The organism is Mesobacillus sp. MER 48 (genome assembly GCF_023714225.1).
Lineage (GTDB): Bacteria > Bacillota > Bacilli > Bacillales > Cytobacillaceae > Mesobacillus > Mesobacillus oceanisediminis_A.
Genome location: NZ_JAMAUR010000008.1, coordinates 101,206 through 116,337, shown reverse-complemented (window position 1 = coordinate 116,337; position 15,132 = coordinate 101,206). Strand labels below are relative to the sequence as shown.

The 15,132-nt window shown below is 44.7% G+C and carries 16 protein-coding genes, 1 pseudogene and 1 riboswitch; of the genes and pseudogenes, 12 read left to right on the top strand and 5 right to left on the bottom strand.

Annotated elements, in window-relative coordinates:
• Positions 1-657: 657 nt before the first annotated feature.
• Complete coding sequence (locus tag M3593_RS20605; protein ID WP_251544642.1) at positions 658-885, top strand: thioredoxin family protein; 228 nt, start codon at positions 658-660, stop codon at positions 883-885.
• Between the two features lie 5 nt (positions 886-890).
• Here M3593_RS20605 and M3593_RS20600 read toward each other — a convergent pair whose 3' ends face one another.
• The gene (locus M3593_RS20600) at positions 891-1,562 is read right to left on the bottom strand and encodes a hypothetical protein (protein WP_186326617.1); all 672 of its coding nucleotides are present in this window, start codon (positions 1,560-1,562) and stop codon (positions 891-893) included.
• A 206-nt stretch (positions 1,563-1,768) separates the two neighbouring features.
• Between M3593_RS20600 and M3593_RS20595 the strand changes: the two genes are divergently transcribed.
• Complete coding sequence (locus M3593_RS20595) at positions 1,769-2,614, top strand: DegV family protein (RefSeq protein ID WP_144474305.1); 846 nt, start codon at positions 1,769-1,771, stop codon at positions 2,612-2,614.
• 91 nt (positions 2,615-2,705) lie between these two features.
• On the opposite strand, the gene M3593_RS20590 is transcribed toward M3593_RS20595, so the two are convergent.
• Complete coding sequence (locus M3593_RS20590; RefSeq protein ID WP_144474307.1) at positions 2,706-3,998, bottom strand: NCS2 family permease; 1,293 nt, start codon at positions 3,996-3,998, stop codon at positions 2,706-2,708.
• Positions 3,999-4,099: 101 nt separating this feature from the next.
• Positions 4,100-4,201: riboswitch (purine riboswitch) on the bottom strand.
• 454 nt (positions 4,202-4,655) lie between these two features.
• Between M3593_RS20590 and M3593_RS20585 the strand changes: the two genes are divergently transcribed.
• From M3593_RS20585 to M3593_RS20560, 6 genes are all read left to right on the top strand, one after another.
• A complete protein-coding gene (locus M3593_RS20585) occupies positions 4,656-4,976 on the top strand; it encodes a hypothetical protein (protein WP_144474309.1) in 321 nt (106 codons plus the stop codon).
• A gap of 131 nt (positions 4,977-5,107) precedes the next feature.
• On the top strand, positions 5,108-5,794 hold the full coding sequence (locus M3593_RS20580) for a nucleotide-binding protein (protein WP_251544641.1): 687 nt from the start codon (positions 5,108-5,110) through the stop codon (positions 5,792-5,794).
• 14 nt (positions 5,795-5,808) lie between these two features.
• On the top strand, positions 5,809-6,039 hold the full coding sequence (locus tag M3593_RS20575) for a 4Fe-4S binding protein (protein ID WP_214709587.1): 231 nt from the start codon (positions 5,809-5,811) through the stop codon (positions 6,037-6,039).
• A gap of 16 nt (positions 6,040-6,055) precedes the next feature.
• Positions 6,056-7,120 (top strand): 3-methyl-2-oxobutanoate dehydrogenase subunit VorB, encoded by a 1,065-nt coding sequence (locus M3593_RS20570; RefSeq protein WP_144474315.1) that lies wholly within the window; start codon positions 6,056-6,058, stop codon positions 7,118-7,120.
• Positions 7,117-7,875 (top strand): thiamine pyrophosphate-dependent enzyme, encoded by a 759-nt coding sequence (locus M3593_RS20565; protein ID WP_251544640.1) that lies wholly within the window; start codon positions 7,117-7,119, stop codon positions 7,873-7,875. The genes M3593_RS20570 and M3593_RS20565 overlap by 4 nt, the downstream gene beginning before the upstream one ends.
• On the top strand, positions 7,875-8,420 hold the full coding sequence (locus M3593_RS20560) for a 2-oxoacid:ferredoxin oxidoreductase subunit gamma family protein (RefSeq protein WP_251544639.1): 546 nt from the start codon (positions 7,875-7,877) through the stop codon (positions 8,418-8,420). Before M3593_RS20565 ends, M3593_RS20560 begins: the two co-directional genes overlap by 1 nt.
• Positions 8,421-9,097: 677 nt before the next feature.
• On the opposite strand, the gene M3593_RS20555 is transcribed toward M3593_RS20560, so the two are convergent.
• Both M3593_RS20555 and M3593_RS20550 read right to left on the bottom strand, forming a co-directional pair.
• Complete coding sequence (locus M3593_RS20555; RefSeq protein ID WP_144474319.1) at positions 9,098-9,631, bottom strand: D-glycero-alpha-D-manno-heptose-1,7-bisphosphate 7-phosphatase; 534 nt, start codon at positions 9,629-9,631, stop codon at positions 9,098-9,100.
• Entirely contained in the window at positions 9,628-10,272 is a 645-nt protein-coding gene (locus M3593_RS20550; RefSeq protein WP_251544638.1) for a DNA-3-methyladenine glycosylase, read from the bottom strand. Before M3593_RS20550 ends, M3593_RS20555 begins: the two co-directional genes overlap by 4 nt.
• A gap of 150 nt (positions 10,273-10,422) precedes the next feature.
• Between M3593_RS20550 and ytvI the strand changes: the two genes are divergently transcribed.
• Both ytvI and M3593_RS20540 read left to right on the top strand, forming a co-directional pair.
• Positions 10,423-11,454 carry a sporulation integral membrane protein YtvI gene (gene ytvI / locus M3593_RS20545; protein ID WP_144474323.1) on the top strand — a complete coding sequence of 344 codons (1,032 nt, stop codon included), beginning with the start codon at positions 10,423-10,425 and terminating at the stop codon, positions 11,452-11,454.
• A gap of 77 nt (positions 11,455-11,531) precedes the next feature.
• On the top strand, positions 11,532-11,711 hold the full coding sequence (locus M3593_RS20540; RefSeq protein WP_144474325.1) for an H-type small acid-soluble spore protein: 180 nt from the start codon (positions 11,532-11,534) through the stop codon (positions 11,709-11,711).
• A 14-nt stretch (positions 11,712-11,725) separates the two neighbouring features.
• Here the strand turns inward: M3593_RS20540 and M3593_RS20535 are convergent, their stop codons facing one another.
• On the bottom strand, positions 11,726-12,997 hold the full coding sequence (locus M3593_RS20535) for an ATP-binding protein (RefSeq protein ID WP_144474327.1): 1,272 nt from the start codon (positions 12,995-12,997) through the stop codon (positions 11,726-11,728).
• 315 nt (positions 12,998-13,312) lie between these two features.
• On the opposite strand from M3593_RS20535, the pseudogene M3593_RS20530 reads away from it, so the two are divergent.
• Positions 13,313-13,534 (top strand): annotated as a pseudogene (locus M3593_RS20530) (glutaredoxin family protein); the annotation flags it as partial.
• A gap of 243 nt (positions 13,535-13,777) precedes the next feature.
• Complete coding sequence (locus M3593_RS20525) at positions 13,778-15,130, top strand: L-cystine transporter (RefSeq protein WP_285848137.1); 1,353 nt, start codon at positions 13,778-13,780, stop codon at positions 15,128-15,130.
• Positions 15,131-15,132 lie beyond the last annotated feature (2 nt).

Sequence of the window (15,132 nt, the reverse complement as noted above, 5' to 3'; positions counted from 1 at the left end):
GGTAAAAGCTGTCAAGAAAACGTCGTTATTTTGACAGGTTCAGGGTGATAGCAGGAAAAGCAGTCAAGAAAGCGTGGTTATTTTGACAGGTTCAGGGTGATAGCAGGAAAAGCAGTCAAGAAAGCGACGTTATTTTGACAGGTTGAGGGTGATAGAGGTAAAAGCTGTCAAGAAAGCGCCGTTATTTTGACAGGTTCAGGGTGATAGCAGGAAAAGCAGTCAAGAAAGTGTGGTTATTTTGACAGGTTCAGGGTGATGGCGGTAAAAGCAGTCAAGAAAGCGTCGTTATTTTGACAGGTTGAGGGTGATAGCAGGAAAAGCTGTCAAGAAAGAGTGGTTATTTTGACAGGTTCAGGGTGATAGCAGGAAAAGCAGTCAAGAAAGCGACGTTATTTTGACAGGTTGAGGGTGATAGAGGTAAAAGCTGTCAAGAAAGCGCCGTTATTTTGACAGGTTGGGGACGATAGCAGGAAAAGCTGTCAAGAACCGGCCGTTATTTTGACAACTTTAAAACAAATGCCATACAAGCTGTCAAAAACCCTTTTCATTTCTCGGCCATAACTCAAAAATCTGCGGGCAGGAGTCTTTCGTTTTTAAAAATGGGGTAAATTCACTCTATAAGCCATGCAGTGTTTTTATCAGAAGGAGGGAAAGGCCATGATCATTAAAGTGTTGGGAACTGGTTGCAAAAAATCCAAGGTCCTTGAGGAAAATATTAATTTAGCGATCGATGAAGCTGGGGTGGCGGCTATTGTTGAAAAGGTTGAAGATGGGAAAGAAATCGAAAAGTATGCAGTAGATTGTACCCCCGCTGTGGTCATTGATGAAAATGTAGTCTCGGCGGGCAAACAGTTGACAGCGGAGGAAATTAAGAAATTATTCTAAAACAATCATGCCTTCTTCACGGCCTGATTGTTTTCAAGAAATGCCTTTGTTGCCCATAGTGAAATGAGCAGGATAAGTTCAAAACCGTTGGTCGCCGCATCGCTTTCCAATGGAAAGGGGACAGCACTTCCAATTCCCATTAGGATGACACCGATAGCCATCCATTTCCACTTCCTTTTTTTCCATAAGATGATGCCGGCAATAAGCAAGGCGGCAGTAACGCCAATGATCATGATTGGCGGACCATGGGAGCCTGATGAATCATAGCTTAACACTCCATATGAGCGATCTGGCTCCAGTTCGAGGCCTACCGTATTTTGAACAAGCTCAGAGATGACCATTGACAGTGTGAGGAATCCCGCAAAGAGCAACCCGCCTCGCCCTTTTAACCATGCGATGGCGATGGCCTCGCTGGCTGCAGCCCAGGAAAAAATAATCAGTAATGGGGTGAAAAGGGCATGAAACCAAAAACGCAAAAGATTCATGGTCTTTAAAAAAGAGCCTTCGCCGATCAAGCTTCCAAACGCAAGAATCAGGTTGTCATACACCAGTCCGAACGTAACGAGCAAAAGTACATTCATCCACCTGAGAATTCCGAATTTGATTGAAGCTTTTAAACCCCAAAGGAATAAAATTAAGTAGATGAGGGAATATAATGCGTAGATATAAGGGTCCATGGAACATGTTCCTCCCAGTCGAGTTTGTACCATTGTTCCCGTTGGGTCATCTGTAAAAACATGTGTCAATGTTATTAACTTTTTTATAGTTTCTAACAAATAAATCGTATTCTTAAAAATTACTAATAGTTTTATAAGTGAACTTCATATATCATGGGAATTGTAAGCATATTCATCGATATTTTTGACGGAGAACAGGAGAAAACATGACGACATTAAATAACATTGCATGGGTAACCGACAGTACAGCTTCACTATCTGAAGAGTTCATAAAAGAAAACCATATATATGTTGTACCTTTAAGCATTATTTTTGGCGAAGAATCCTATTTGGAGGGCGTTGATATTACAGCAGAGGATTTTTATCCAAAGCTTGCCGCATCAAAGGTCCTGCCGAAAACATCGCAGCCCGCGATCGGAGAGTTTGTGGAACTTTATCAGAAACTCAAGGAGCAATACAAACATGCGATTGCGATTCACGCATCAAGTGCCCTTACAGGAACTTACCAATCTTCAGTAGCCGCTTCCAGCATGGTGGAATTCAAGGTTGATGTCATCGATTCTAAAATTGGGTCCTTTCCATTAGGACGCATGGTTGAAAAGGGGATTGAGCTTCAAAATGAAGGCAAGTCATACGATGAAATCGTTTCCTATTTAAGGACGCTGCCTGACAAGGCCAATCTGTATATGGCACCGGGAAGCCTGGAGCAGCTGCACAAAGGCGGCCGCCTGTCGACTACACAGGTGATCATCGGGAGCTTGATTAAACTGAAGCTGATCGTCAGGTTTGATGATGGAAAGGTTGTTCTTTTTGATAAAATCAGGACAGAAAAAAAGGTGAAGGAGCGCTTGTTCCAAATTTTTGATGAGGCATCTGGCAATGTAAAGGAAGCCAGTGTCATTCATGGAAATGTGCCACAATTGGCAAACGAATGGCAGGCAGAACTGCAGCAGCGTTTCCCAAATATATCTTTTACCACTACTACCTTCAGTCCTGTTGCCGGAACACATACCGGGCAGGGCACGATCGGATTGGCATGGGTGAATGAATAGGATCTAAAAAAGGGAACCAGCCTACGCAGGGCTGATTCCCTTTTTTTAAAAAGAAAGCCTGCAACTTTAATAGCTGCGGGCTTTTCGTTTGCTATACATAAATAAAATAACCGACAAACAGGAATCCAAGAACATACATAATCGGGTGGACATCTCTGGATTTGCCCATGCCAAGCATCATTAATGGATAAAGAATGAAGCCGAGCGCAATCCCTGTTGCGACACTGAAAGTGAGCGGCATCATAATGATGGTCACGAAAGCCGGAATGATGACAGCCAGGTTATTCCAGTTAATCTTGCTGATTTCAGTTGCCATCAGCGCACCTACGATAATCAATGCTGGTGCGGTGACTTCCGGAGTGATCACGGATAGTACAGGTGAGAAAAACAAGGCTGCGCCAAAACATGCAGCAATGATGACGGAAGTGAATCCGGTGCGGCCCCCGACCGCGATTCCTGCTGAAGATTCCACGAATGATGCGGTTGTTGAAGTGCCGAGTACAGCACCAGCAACCGCCGAGCCAGCATCTGCAAGCAGGGCACGGCCTGCATTCGGGATTTTATTATCCTTCATCAATCCCGCCTGGCTTGCTACTGCAATCAATGCACCCGCCGTATCGAAGAATGCAACGAACAGGAAGGTGAAAATGACGGCAAGCACATCCGGTGAGAAAATATCGCCTAAGTGGTTGAAGACAACGCCGAAAGTAGGAGAAATGTCTGGAACAGTGCCGACAACGGCGTCAGGTTTTTCAATCAAGCCAGTAAAGATCCCGATGATCGTGGCAATGACCATTCCGTAAAAAATACCTCCGCTGACCCCGCGGACCATCATGATCACACTGATGATGAAACCGAACAAAGCAAGCAATACCGGCCCTGATGTAAGGTTGCCAATCGACACAAATGTCGCTTCGCTGCCAACTATGATTCCAGCATTTTTCAGGCCGATGAAGGCAACGAAAAAGCCGATTCCCGCTGCGATGGCATGCTTCAGGTCCTGTGGAATGACATTGATGATCTTTTCACGGATTTTAAGAAGGCTGAGGATAACGAACAGGACACCCGCAACAAAAACGCCGGTAAGGGCGACCTCCCATTCAACACCCATCCCTATGCTGACGCTAAAAGTGAAAAAAGAATTCAAGCCCATGCTTGGAGCGATTCCGATCGGAAAATTGGCAAGCAGTCCTATGAGCAAAGAGCCAATGATGGCAGAAAGCGCGGTCGCTGTAAAAACGGCACCCTTGTCCATGCCGGCCTGGCTTAGGATCATCGGATTGACGACAAGAATATACGCCATCGATAAGAATGTCGTAATCCCGGCAAGTGACTCTTGTTTATAACTGGTGTTTCGTTCTGCAAACTGGAAAAAGTTTTTCATATGTGCTGTCCTCCTGGTTGTTTATTTGAGAAAATAAAAAACTCCGGCAGTGCATGCTGCCGGAGTACCACAAAGGACAAAACAAATGCCAAAAAAGAGTGGCAAATATCTAAGTCCCTTGTAGTCACGCCTTTTACGGTAGCATGGTAGAAACGTCCGAGCCATATTCTCGAACATATACAAGGAAAAATGATGGATTTAAATAATAATAGAGATAGTATCAGTTATTTTTTCCTAGGTCAATTGGATTCCAGGAAGTTTATCTATTTGATTTTTTCTGATTATTAGCAGGATGACATTAAATGTTCTGGAAGTTGGCTGTTAAATTTAGATGCTGGTTTCCAAGTCGCGGAATGATAGTGGAAATTAGCGGAATTATATGGCTGTTTCGCGAAATTGCAGGGGGATTTTGCGGGAAATTAATTCGGTTTCGCGGAATTGCATTATTTTCACATATAAATCATTCATTCCTGGGACCTGGTTGAAATTGCTGTAATAGAGTAATCCTTGGCAGGGTATCGAAAGTCCCGCTATTATGGAGTTTTGACAACTTTTTGAATGAAATATGTGAATAAAAAATGAACTAATTAGCAAAACACCCCTGATTGGATGACAACTTACTATAATGATAGTGTAATCCAAACGGAGGTGCCAATAATGAACGTAACGACGATTATTGAGTTGGAAAATCGCGAAGTGGAAAAGATGGCTGGCGCAAAACTGGTTTTTACTCAGGAGCAAATTGACGCAAATATCGTGGAGACATGTGTAGATTGTTTTAAATATGAAGGATCAGATGAATGCCTGGATACGGACGATGCAATGCAGAGGGTATTTGAAACATTGAAAGCTGACGGATTGATTCCTGAAGCAGTGCAGGATTTTTCCTATGAAATGCCTTCATGTGAAAGGTTGAGAAAAGAAGTATACGAAGAACAGGACATGCCGCAAAAGGTAGTCCTCAGTTTCGCAATATAAAGAAAGATAAAAAAGGAGTTCATAATGAACTCCTTTTTTATCGAAAACGTGACTTTTGTCAAAGAGAAGATAAAAGTAGGCTTATATAATAGTAAATGAAAACGCTTTCAATAGAAGAAGGAGGTGGAGCCGTGAAACGAGGTGCGGATATAACCATTATTACCGGCCATTTTGGCAGCGGCAAAACCGAGATATCGATCAATCTGGCGTTAGAAGCAGCAAAGGAGAGGAAGAGAGTCGCAGTCGCCGATCTTGATATTGTCAATCCTTATTATCGTGCAAGGGATGCCAGGGCTATTTTTTCAGAAAAAGGGATTGAATTGATTGCACCTGCTGAAAGGCTTGCTGCTGCGGACTTGCCGATTGTTCCTGGCGATTTAAGCAGGGTGATTTATGATCCATCGTATAAGCTGATCGTCGATGCAGGCGGGGATAAGGATGGGGCGACAGCACTGGGTCAATTCTACAACGATTGGAAAGAGATGAAGCTAGAGGTACTCTTTGTCCTGAATGCCAACCGGCCTTACGTAAGTACTCTGGAAGGTGCAATGGATACCTTGAAGAAAATTGAAAAAGCCTCAAGATTGAAGATCACCGGCATCATCAATAATTCAAATGTTGGAAATGATACCACGGATCAGGATGTGTCGAATGGCTTGAAACTGAGTATGGCTCTATCGGATCAGCTTGGAATTCCGATGTTGTACACGGTAGTGCCGCAGCATTTAGCAACTGAAGCATTAGAAGAAGTCGATATTGAGGCGGCAGCACCAGTGAAGGTGATCTCCAGGTATCTGAGATTGCCGTGGGAAATGTAAAGGAGGCAAAAGCAGTGGAGAAGAGAGTTGTTTTTAACGAAGAGACTTGCAAATCGTGTAAGTTGTGCGTGAATGCTTGTCCGACAAATGTGATCTATCTGGCTGATTACTTGAATGAAAAGGGATACCGGCCAGCCGTCGTCACTGATCAGGAAAACTGTATCAGCTGCGGGAAATGCGCGCAAATGTGTCCGGATTCCGTGATCACTGTATATAGGCCTGAGAAGGTTCGCAAATCTGTGTAACAAAGGAGAGATGACAATGGGGAAAGTACTGATGAAGGGTAATGAGGTGATCGCCGAAGCTGCTGTCCATGCGGGCTGCAAGTATTTTTTCGGTTATCCGATTACCCCGCAGAGTGAGCTTGTAGCCTATATGGCCAGAAGGCTGCCCGAGGTTGGCGGGTTATTTTTACAGGCGGAAAGTGAAGTGGCTGCGATAAATATGGTGTATGGTGCGGCAGGAACCGGAGTTCGCGTGATGACGTCTTCTTCAAGCCCGGGCTTTAGCCTTAAGCAGGAAGGAATCTCCTATCTTGTTGGGGCTGAGCTTCCGGCGCTGATCGTGAATGTTATGCGGGGCGGCCCTGGGCTTGGGAACATCCAGCCGGCTCAATCGGATTATTTCCAGGTAACAAAGGGCGGAGGACATGGCGACTATCATACACCAGTCCTGGCGCCATCTACTCTCCAGGAAATCATAGACCTGACGGAAGCAGCATTTGATATTGCCGACCGCTATCGGACGCCTGTTATCCTGCTTGGGGATGGCATGCTTGGACAGATGATGGAGCCTGTCGAGTTCAAGGAGCTAAAAGAAAGGGAACCGGAGCAGAAGGAATGGGCAACGACAGGAACCCGCGGGGACGGCAAGCCGAGGGTCATCACTTCACTAGAATTAAATGCTGATGCCCTGGAAAAACGCAATAAACATCTTCAGAAAAAATTTGCGCTGATTCAGCAAAATGAAGTCAGATATGAGACGTATGAAACAGAGGATGCAGAATATATCGTAACGGCTTATGGAACCGCCGCAAGGATTGCCATGAATGCAATCAACAAAGCGCGTAAAGACGGACTGAAAATCGGCATGATCCGCCCAATTACACTATGGCCATTCCCTGAATTGCCGTTTGTTGAGACCCGCGACCGGGTGAAGGGCTTTCTTTCGGTTGAGATGAGTGCCGGACAGATGGTCGAGGATGTCAGGCTGGCTGTCGAGGGCAAAGCTCCTGTTTCATTTTTCGGCCGGACTGGCGGGGTAGTGCCGACGCAGGAAGAAATCTATGATCAGATCATCAAGCTGGCCGGGGGTGTTGTGGTATGACGATGAAAACGGTGTTCGAGAAAACAGCGGGGCTGACGGATACCCAGACCCATTACTGTCCTGGCTGTACGCATGGAATCATCCACAGGATGGTAGGAGAAGTGCTGGAAGAAATGGGCATCCTCGAGGATACGGTCGGAGTAGCATCGGTTGGATGTTCGGTGCTGTCTTACGAATATTTCAATTGTGATATGACACAGGCAGCGCATGGCCGGGCTCCCGCAGTAGCGACCGGGATCAAGCGCGTCCTCCCAGACCGATTTGTTTTTACCTACCAGGGGGATGGCGACCTGGCTTCGATTGGGATTGCCGAAGCGGTCCATGCAGCAGCACGGGGGGAAAACATTACCGTCATCTTCGTCAACAACGCGATTTATGGGATGACAGGCGGACAAATGGCGCCGACCACACTGGTTGGCCAGAAAACGGCGACAACTCCATTTGGCCGGAATGCGAGCATTCAGGGACTGCCGATCAGGGTTAGTGAAATGCTGGCAACATTGGATGGCACAGCTTATATCGAAAGGGTTTCCTCGCACGATGTCCCGAATATCCTAAAAGCAAAGAAAGCGATCCGCAAAGCATTCGAAACACAGAAGCAGGGGCTTGGCTTCTCGATGGTCGAGGTACTTTCAAGCTGTCCAACGAACTGGGGGCTGGATCCGAATGAATCACTAGATTGGATCAAGGACAATATGGTGCCTGCTTATCCTCTCGGTGTATATAAGGATGTTCAGAAGGGGGATGTTCGCTGATGGAAGAAATTCTGATTGCCGGCTTTGGCGGCCAGGGGGTCATGTCGATGGGCCAATTGATTGCCTATGCCGGAATGACAGAGGGCAAGTTTGTATCATGGCTTCCTTCTTACGGACCTGAGCAGCGAGGGGGTACCGCAAACTGTGCAGTAGTTGTCAGTGAGCAGCAGGTTGGTTCGCCGCTGGTTTCTAGCCCGACAACAGCCATTGTCCTGAACAATCCTTCTTATGAAAAATTCGAGCCAGTTGTAAGGGCTGGAGGATTACTCATAGTAAACTCCTCATTAATTTCAAAAAGAACGGAAAGAACCGATATCAGGGTGTTGAATATCAACGCAACAGAGAAGGCCAATGAACTTGGCAACCCGAAAGTCGCCAATATGATTCTTCTTGGCGCATTTTTAGAAGAAACGGGAATCCTTCCAGATGAATCGATCTTGGAAGCGTTGAAAAAAGTGCTTGCGCCGGAAAAACATTCCCTATTGGATATTAATCGGCGAGCGCTCGAACTCGGGCGTTCATTGACGAAGATAAGTGCCTCTTGATGGATGGCTCGGGATAGAATGATTCTCGTGGGTTAGTCGGTTTTGAGAGGGGAATGAGGTTTTAATTGTAATATGTGCCCGAAAACTGTGCAATCCGCGGATGACGGTCACATAAAAGAGAAATATGTGCCCGAAAAGATGGCTGTCCCTAGATTATGGTCACATAAAAGAGAAATATGTGCCCGAAAACTGTGCAATCCGCGGATGACGGTCACATAAAAGAGAAAATGTGCTCGAAAACTGTGCAGTCCACGGATAACGGTCACATAAAAGAGAAATATGTGCCCGAAAACTGTGCAATCCGCGGATGAGGGTCACATAAAAGAGAAATATGTGCCCGAAAACTGTGCAGTCCGTGGATGACGGTCACATAAAAGAGAAATATGTGCCCGAAAACTGTGCAATCCGCGGATGACGGTCACATAAAAGAGAAATATGTGCTCGAAAACTGTGCAGTCCACGGATAACGGTCACATAAAAGAAGAATATGTGCCCGAAAAGAGAGCGAAGCCAGAATTCCGGTCACAAAAATAGCAGTCACGCTAAAACCTGTTCCCGGAATCGAAAAGCCATCTTAATTTCCGGGCAACACTTACCTGACCGGCAAATAGAATGTCGCAAGTTTAAATTCAAAACCGCTGCCAGTTCTCCACAGGCAGCGGTTTTAACAATGTAAGTTATTCTTCATCTAAAAGTTCGAGAATGAATGGAACGGCTGCCTGGAGTGAAGGGGCTTTTTTGTCTGCACTTGTATCTTCCGAGCCAATAAAGACGGTTTTGCAACCTGCTTTTTTGCCGGCTTCAATATCGCGTTCGTGGTCGCCAACCATGACGCTTCCTTCCAGGTTGATCTCATGCCTGCTGGCGAGGTCGAGAAGCATGCCGGCGTTCGGTTTTCGGCACTCGCAACCGGCTTTTGGCTTGTGAGGGCAGTAGGCAACCTCCTTGATGTGGCCACCATGTTCCTTAATCATCTCAATCATAGTGTCATGAATTTCGTGTAGACGTTTTTCTTTTAAAAATCCCAGACCGACGCCACCCTGGTTTGTGACAACAAAAATTTCATAACCAGCTTTGCTCAGTTCCGCAACGGCTTCGGCTGCACCTTCAAGGAGGTACAGGTCTTCCGGGGAGTTGACGAATTTTACCCGGTGAGATAGTACTTCATTTAGGACACCGTCCCTGTCCAAGAATATCGCTTTTTTTTTCATTTTGACCCTCCATTGTTCACAAATGTTTTTTCGGCCTTCTGGTGACGGGAAACACAGCTGTTACCGGTAATCCAGAACCGCCATGGATAGTCTCTCGCTTCTCCGGAATTATCGATGCCGATTCTTTTGCCTGATGAAATGCTATCTGGTAAGAACCCCGGTGCGATGTAAAGTGGTTCCTTCGTTAAGTGATGTCCGTAATCTGACATAGTGATCCCGAGCGCTTTTGTCAGCTTCCCTGGACCATTGGTGAGATTGGCTGATTCCGGCATGCCCCGTCGCTTGACCATTAAATCCAGACCTGATAATGGTTCCACTCCACGGATTAACACAGCTTCTGGATTGCCTGCCTTTCCACTGACAACATTGAATAGGGTGTGGGTGTGCATGACATACGTATAGGCCAATCCAGCCCCTTGGAACATGATTTCAGTCCTCGGTGTCCTGCGATTATTATAGCTGTGTGCCGCTTGATCCATAGGGCCGATATAGGCTTCCGTCTCGACAATGATGCCGGCGGCTGTCCCTTCTTCGGTTTCTTTTACCAGGATGCAGCCCAGCAGGGAAGCAGCCAAGTCTAGGGTCGGCTGCTGAAAGAAGTCTTTTTCCAGCGGGCTCGAAAAATTGAATTGTTCCTCCATAAAATCTCCTCACTAATCATTTTTACCTTTATACCCTGCAAGAGGGAGAAACAAAAATATCTGGCGGAAAAAATAGCAGTAAAGGCCAAGATGGTTTATAGTAATTTTAAAGCTATTACAGATTTAGTTTTTTAAAAGGGAGTATAGATTATGTGGAAAAAATGGTTAATGATTGGAGTGGCTGCAGCAGTCATCTTCCTTCTTATTCCTTACAGCTTGCCGCTCATTTTTGCCTTCCTGACCGCAGTCATGTTAGAAGGAGCGGTTCAGTGGATCATAAAAAGATTTTCTTTTCAGCGACTCCAAGCTGTGATCGCTGTGTTCCTCGGATTTGTTCTCCTGTTGGGAGTGATTGGATATAATCTTGTCTCAATTATCGCACACCAGGCAGTATCATTATCGGAAAAGACGCCAACCTTTGTAAGGGATATTTACCGGACAGCGATTTTGCCATTAATGCATAAATGGGAATTCTACTCGCAAAATTTCCCGGTGGAAGTAATTACGCAAATTGAGCAAACAATCGAAAAAAATATTAATGCACTCGATTCCTTTCTTCAGCAAGCCGTTGCAGGCATTATCAATTTGCTTGCGGCAATCCCTGGATTCATGATTGAATTCCTTGTATATTTAATTGCGTTATTCTTGTTCAGTCTTGAACTTCCTAAGCTGAAATTGAAACTTGAGTCCCACTTGAAGGAACAGACCCGGCAAAAGGTTTTTCTAGTCGGCAGCCAGTTAAACAAGGCGGGAATCGGATTTTTAAAAGCGCAGATCATCCTGAGTTTTGTCACCTTTGTAATGGCTATGGCTGGCATGAGTATACTTGGGGTGAAGTATACCGGCCTCCTGTCACTGTTAATTGTGGCAGTTGATATCCTGCCGATCCTCGGGACAGGTTCGGTGCTGGTTCCCTGGGCTGTCATCGCGATTCTTCAGGATAATAATTTTCTCGGGATCGGGTTGATCATCCTGTTCTTAGTCATCACGGTTGTCCGGAGGGTGATAGAGCCCAAGATTTATTCTTCCAGCCTTGGGATTTCTCCGCTTGCTTCTTTGATCAGCATGTATATCGGCCTGAAACTGCTGGGGATAGCGGGTATTTTCGCCGGCCCGATCATTGTGATTATCTATGAAACCTTAAGAAAAGCAAATGTGATCAGACTGAATTTCAAGATTTAATGTTTGGGCCGGATTCTTGGATAGCATGATATGATTACGCATAAATTATATTTGTTATCATCAAGGAGGGACTCAAAATGAATGTTGGCCGAGCAAAGGAAATTGTTGAATCAGCTGATTTGATCAATGTGACATATGATGGATCTCCCGTCATTATCCAGCATGTTGACGAGAAAACAAAGATGGCAAGGGTTTATTCAAAATCTGAACCGGAATTGGAAAAAGACGTGCCAGTCCTTAACCTGATAGAAGACTAAAAAACGGGAGATGATTATATCTCCCGTTTTTCCGTATCATATAGTGGCAAATCAATCTTAAATATAGTTCCTTGTTCCAATTTGCTTTTTACCTCGATCCTGCCGTTCATTTCATCAATGATTTTATAAACCACCATCATGCCGAGTCCAGTGCCTTTTTCAGCCTTGGTGGAAAAATAGGGTTCTCCAAGCCTGGATAGCTGCTGCGGGGTCATGCCGCATCCTGTATCTTTTATGGAGATGGTGGCTTGCTTGCCCTCCGTCCTGCAGCCGATCTCAAGATCCCCGCCATTGGGCATAGCTTCTATGCCATTTTTTATGATATTCAATATACACTGATGGAATTTTGAAGCTTCACCGGAAACAAACATTCCCTCCATAAGGTCCCTTTTTATGCTGACCGAGAAATGATTAGCGTAAGGAATGATGAGTTCCATTGCTTTTTCAATCTCTTCCTTCACACAAATTGATGAAGCTATCCCGGATTGCGGTTTGGCAAAACTTAGGTAATCCTTTATGATTGTCTCTGCCCGATCAAGTTCATCGATGGCAGTATTCAGATAATAAAGCCGTTTCTCTTCCTCTATGGAGGGATCCTTCAGCATCTGTAAAAATCCTCTGGTTACGGTCAGCGGATTGCGGACCTCATGACTGACACTAGCAGCCAGCTGAGAAACGACTTCAATTTTATCCGATTTGATTACAGCATTATGTAAAACAAGATTTTGCTTCATAATTTCAATATAGTAAACAATTATAAATATCCCCACTGTCAGAGTTACGCCGTATATGACCATAAACTGAATGTCATTAGGGTCTTTAAACACAGCTGCTTTCATCAGGAAAATGAGGAGGGTATAGGAAATAGCAACAGCCACTACCGTATAAAGCTTTTTAGCAAGAGGGAAACTCCGGAATTTTAAAGATATGTATGATGTAAAAACGGTAATGGTCAGCATATTGAAAAAATTGACCCATACACCATCGCCGCCAAAGGGAAACCTGGCCAGGGCAACGATTACGAAAAGCAGGATGCTTACAATTGGACCGCCATACAGGCCTCCGACAACTACAGGAATCAACCGTAAGTCAAAAATGAAATCAGGGTTGTTTATCAGCGTAAAAGTCATGCAAAAAACGATCTGGCTTCCTGCCAACAAGACTATCAACAGTTTGTCGAGCCTTTGATATAATGCTTTAAACTTATTGATGATAATGTATTGGAAAACAAAAGTAGTGATCAGGATGAAGATTAGATTCAATACTAGAACTGTTAAAAGGTTCATATTTTAATCCCCAGTCATCAAGTGAGCACAAGCCCCATTTTAAAGACAAATTATTCGGATATATTTCTTTTACTTTAACATAAAAAGCAATAAAGTGAGGATTTTTAATTAGCTTGCTCTATTTTATGTTTAATGGACTTTTAGTGAGAAATTAGGTAAGGATGGTCTTCCCTAAAGATTAAATAGGCTAAATATTGGCTTGGCTGGACTTTTGGAATATATAATACCGTTAAGAGTATGGTTTAGGAGGGCAAGGAAATGTCAAAAAGTGCATTAACACTATTCACTCGTCCCATGTGAACAGACTGCCAGGAGGCGAAGGAGTTTCTTTCGCATAACCAAGTACCTTATGAAGAAATCAATGTGCAGGATGAACCTGAAAAGGAAAAGAAACTTAAAGATATGACTGGGACTGTAATAGTTCCAGCATTCATTTTTACAAACTCAAAGCTATGGTTCTTTAAAAACAAAAAAGTTCTGATCGGATTTGAAAATAACAGGAGCAAAATAGAAAAACTGGTTGAAAATTTGAAGTAGAGGACAGACAGAGATGTAGAGGGTGTTCCCTGGGATTCAGGCGGGCATCCTTTTTTAATTTTTTGCGATGCATGTAACCTATGACACAGTCATAAAGTATACTGTATAAAAATTTAGGAAAAGGAGGAGAAGATTTTAATTCCGAGTTGACTTATCAGAATACATGTATTATATTATTCGAGATTGATAACATAGGAGGGGAAATGAGTGACTACTGGATTAGTGATTTTAAATATTGCAATCATGCTGGGTATTATAGCTATTCTTTTTTACTTGCAAAAAAAGCATGTATCTTTTTCTAAAAGGGTATTCATTGCGCTCGGAATTGGAATTATCTTCGGTTTCGCACTGCAATTAATCTATGGGGCAGGTTCGGAAATCATCACCAAGAGTGCCGACTGGTTTTCTATCGTTGGCAGCGGATATGTGAAATTCCTGCAGATGGTTGTCATGCCGCTCGTGTTCATATCAATTCTTACGGCTTTTACTAAGCTGAAACTGACCAATAATATTGGCAAGATAAGCACGCTGATCCTTGGACTTCTGGTCGGTACCACGGCGGTTGCGGCAGCTGTGGGGATTGCCACGGCTGTCGGCTTCGATCTCGAAGCGGTCCAAATCACGCAGGGAGATGCTGAACAGGCGCGTGCAGCTGCACTGGAGGAGACATATGGCGGGATTGAGGGGCGGACAATGCCGCAGCAAATTCTCGATCTCCTGCCGGCCAATCCATTCCTGGACTTCACAGGAGCAAGGCCAACTTCTACAATATCTGTCGTGATTTTCGCTGCATTCCTGGGGATCGCCTTCCTTGGAGTCAGAAGGAAGTCTCCGGACCAGGCAGAGCTGTTCGCTAAGATAGTGGATGCTTTCTATGCAGTCATCATGAGGGTCGTGACACTGATTCTGAGGCTGACTCCGTATGGTGTTCTTGCGATCATGACCAAGACAGTTGCCTTAAGTGATTTCGATGCAATCCTCAAATTGGGTAAGTTCGTAGCCGCTTCTTATGTCGCGCTTGCCATCATGTTCATCATCCACTTGCTATTATTGACGATTGCTGGATTGAATCCGGTCACTTATGTTAAGAAAGCATTTCCTGTGCTTGCGTTTGCCTTCACTTCAAGGACGAGTGCAGGGGCGCTGCCATTGAATATCAAAACCCAGCGCTCACTTGGTGTTCCAGAGGGAATCGCGAACTTTGCAGGATCGTTTGGCCTATCAATCGGCCAAAACGGCTGTGCCGGAATTTATCCTGCTATGCTGGCAGTCATGATTGCGCCGACAGTAGGAATCGATCCATTGTCACCATCATTCCTGGCGACAGTGATTATAATTGTGGCAATCAGTTCCTTTGGGGTAGCCGGTGTTGGAGGAGGAGCCACATTCGCTGCATTGCTTGTGCTCTCTGCATTGAATCTGCCAGTCGGTCTTGCCGGCTTGCTGATTTCAATTGAGCCATTGATTGATATGGGCCGCACAGCGGTAAATGTCAGCGGATCGATGACATCAGGCATATTGACTAGCAGGATTACAAAAGAAATCGATTCTACTGTCTATACAGATATGAATCAGAAAATTGAAGCGGAAGCTTAATA

Bases quoted from the DNA above. Each gene is read 5' to 3' on its own strand.
- M3593_RS20605 (WP_251544642.1), top strand. From the start codon at position 658: ATGATCATTAAAGTGTTGGGAACTGGTTGCAAAAAATCCAAGGTCCTT.
- M3593_RS20600 (WP_186326617.1), bottom strand. From the start codon at position 1,562: ATGGACCCTTATATCTACGCATTATATTCCCTCATCTACTTAATTTTA.
- M3593_RS20595 (WP_144474305.1), top strand. From the start codon at position 1,769: ATGACGACATTAAATAACATTGCATGGGTAACCGACAGTACAGCTTCA.
- M3593_RS20590 (WP_144474307.1), bottom strand. From the start codon at position 3,998: ATGAAAAACTTTTTCCAGTTTGCAGAACGAAACACCAGTTATAAACAA.
- M3593_RS20585 (WP_144474309.1), top strand. From the start codon at position 4,656: ATGAACGTAACGACGATTATTGAGTTGGAAAATCGCGAAGTGGAAAAG.
- M3593_RS20570 (WP_144474315.1), top strand. From the start codon at position 6,056: ATGGGGAAAGTACTGATGAAGGGTAATGAGGTGATCGCCGAAGCTGCT.
- M3593_RS20565 (WP_251544640.1), top strand. From the start codon at position 7,117: ATGACGATGAAAACGGTGTTCGAGAAAACAGCGGGGCTGACGGATACC.
- M3593_RS20560 (WP_251544639.1), top strand. From the start codon at position 7,875: ATGGAAGAAATTCTGATTGCCGGCTTTGGCGGCCAGGGGGTCATGTCG.
- M3593_RS20555 (WP_144474319.1), bottom strand. From the start codon at position 9,631: ATGAAAAAAAAAGCGATATTCTTGGACAGGGACGGTGTCCTAAATGAA.
- M3593_RS20550 (WP_251544638.1), bottom strand. From the start codon at position 10,272: ATGGAGGAACAATTCAATTTTTCGAGCCCGCTGGAAAAAGACTTCTTT.
- ytvI (WP_144474323.1), top strand. From the start codon at position 10,423: ATGTGGAAAAAATGGTTAATGATTGGAGTGGCTGCAGCAGTCATCTTC.
- M3593_RS20540 (WP_144474325.1), top strand. From the start codon at position 11,532: ATGAATGTTGGCCGAGCAAAGGAAATTGTTGAATCAGCTGATTTGATC.
- M3593_RS20535 (WP_144474327.1), bottom strand. From the start codon at position 12,997: ATGAACCTTTTAACAGTTCTAGTATTGAATCTAATCTTCATCCTGATC.
- M3593_RS20525 (WP_285848137.1), top strand. From the start codon at position 13,778: ATGCTGGGTATTATAGCTATTCTTTTTTACTTGCAAAAAAAGCATGTA.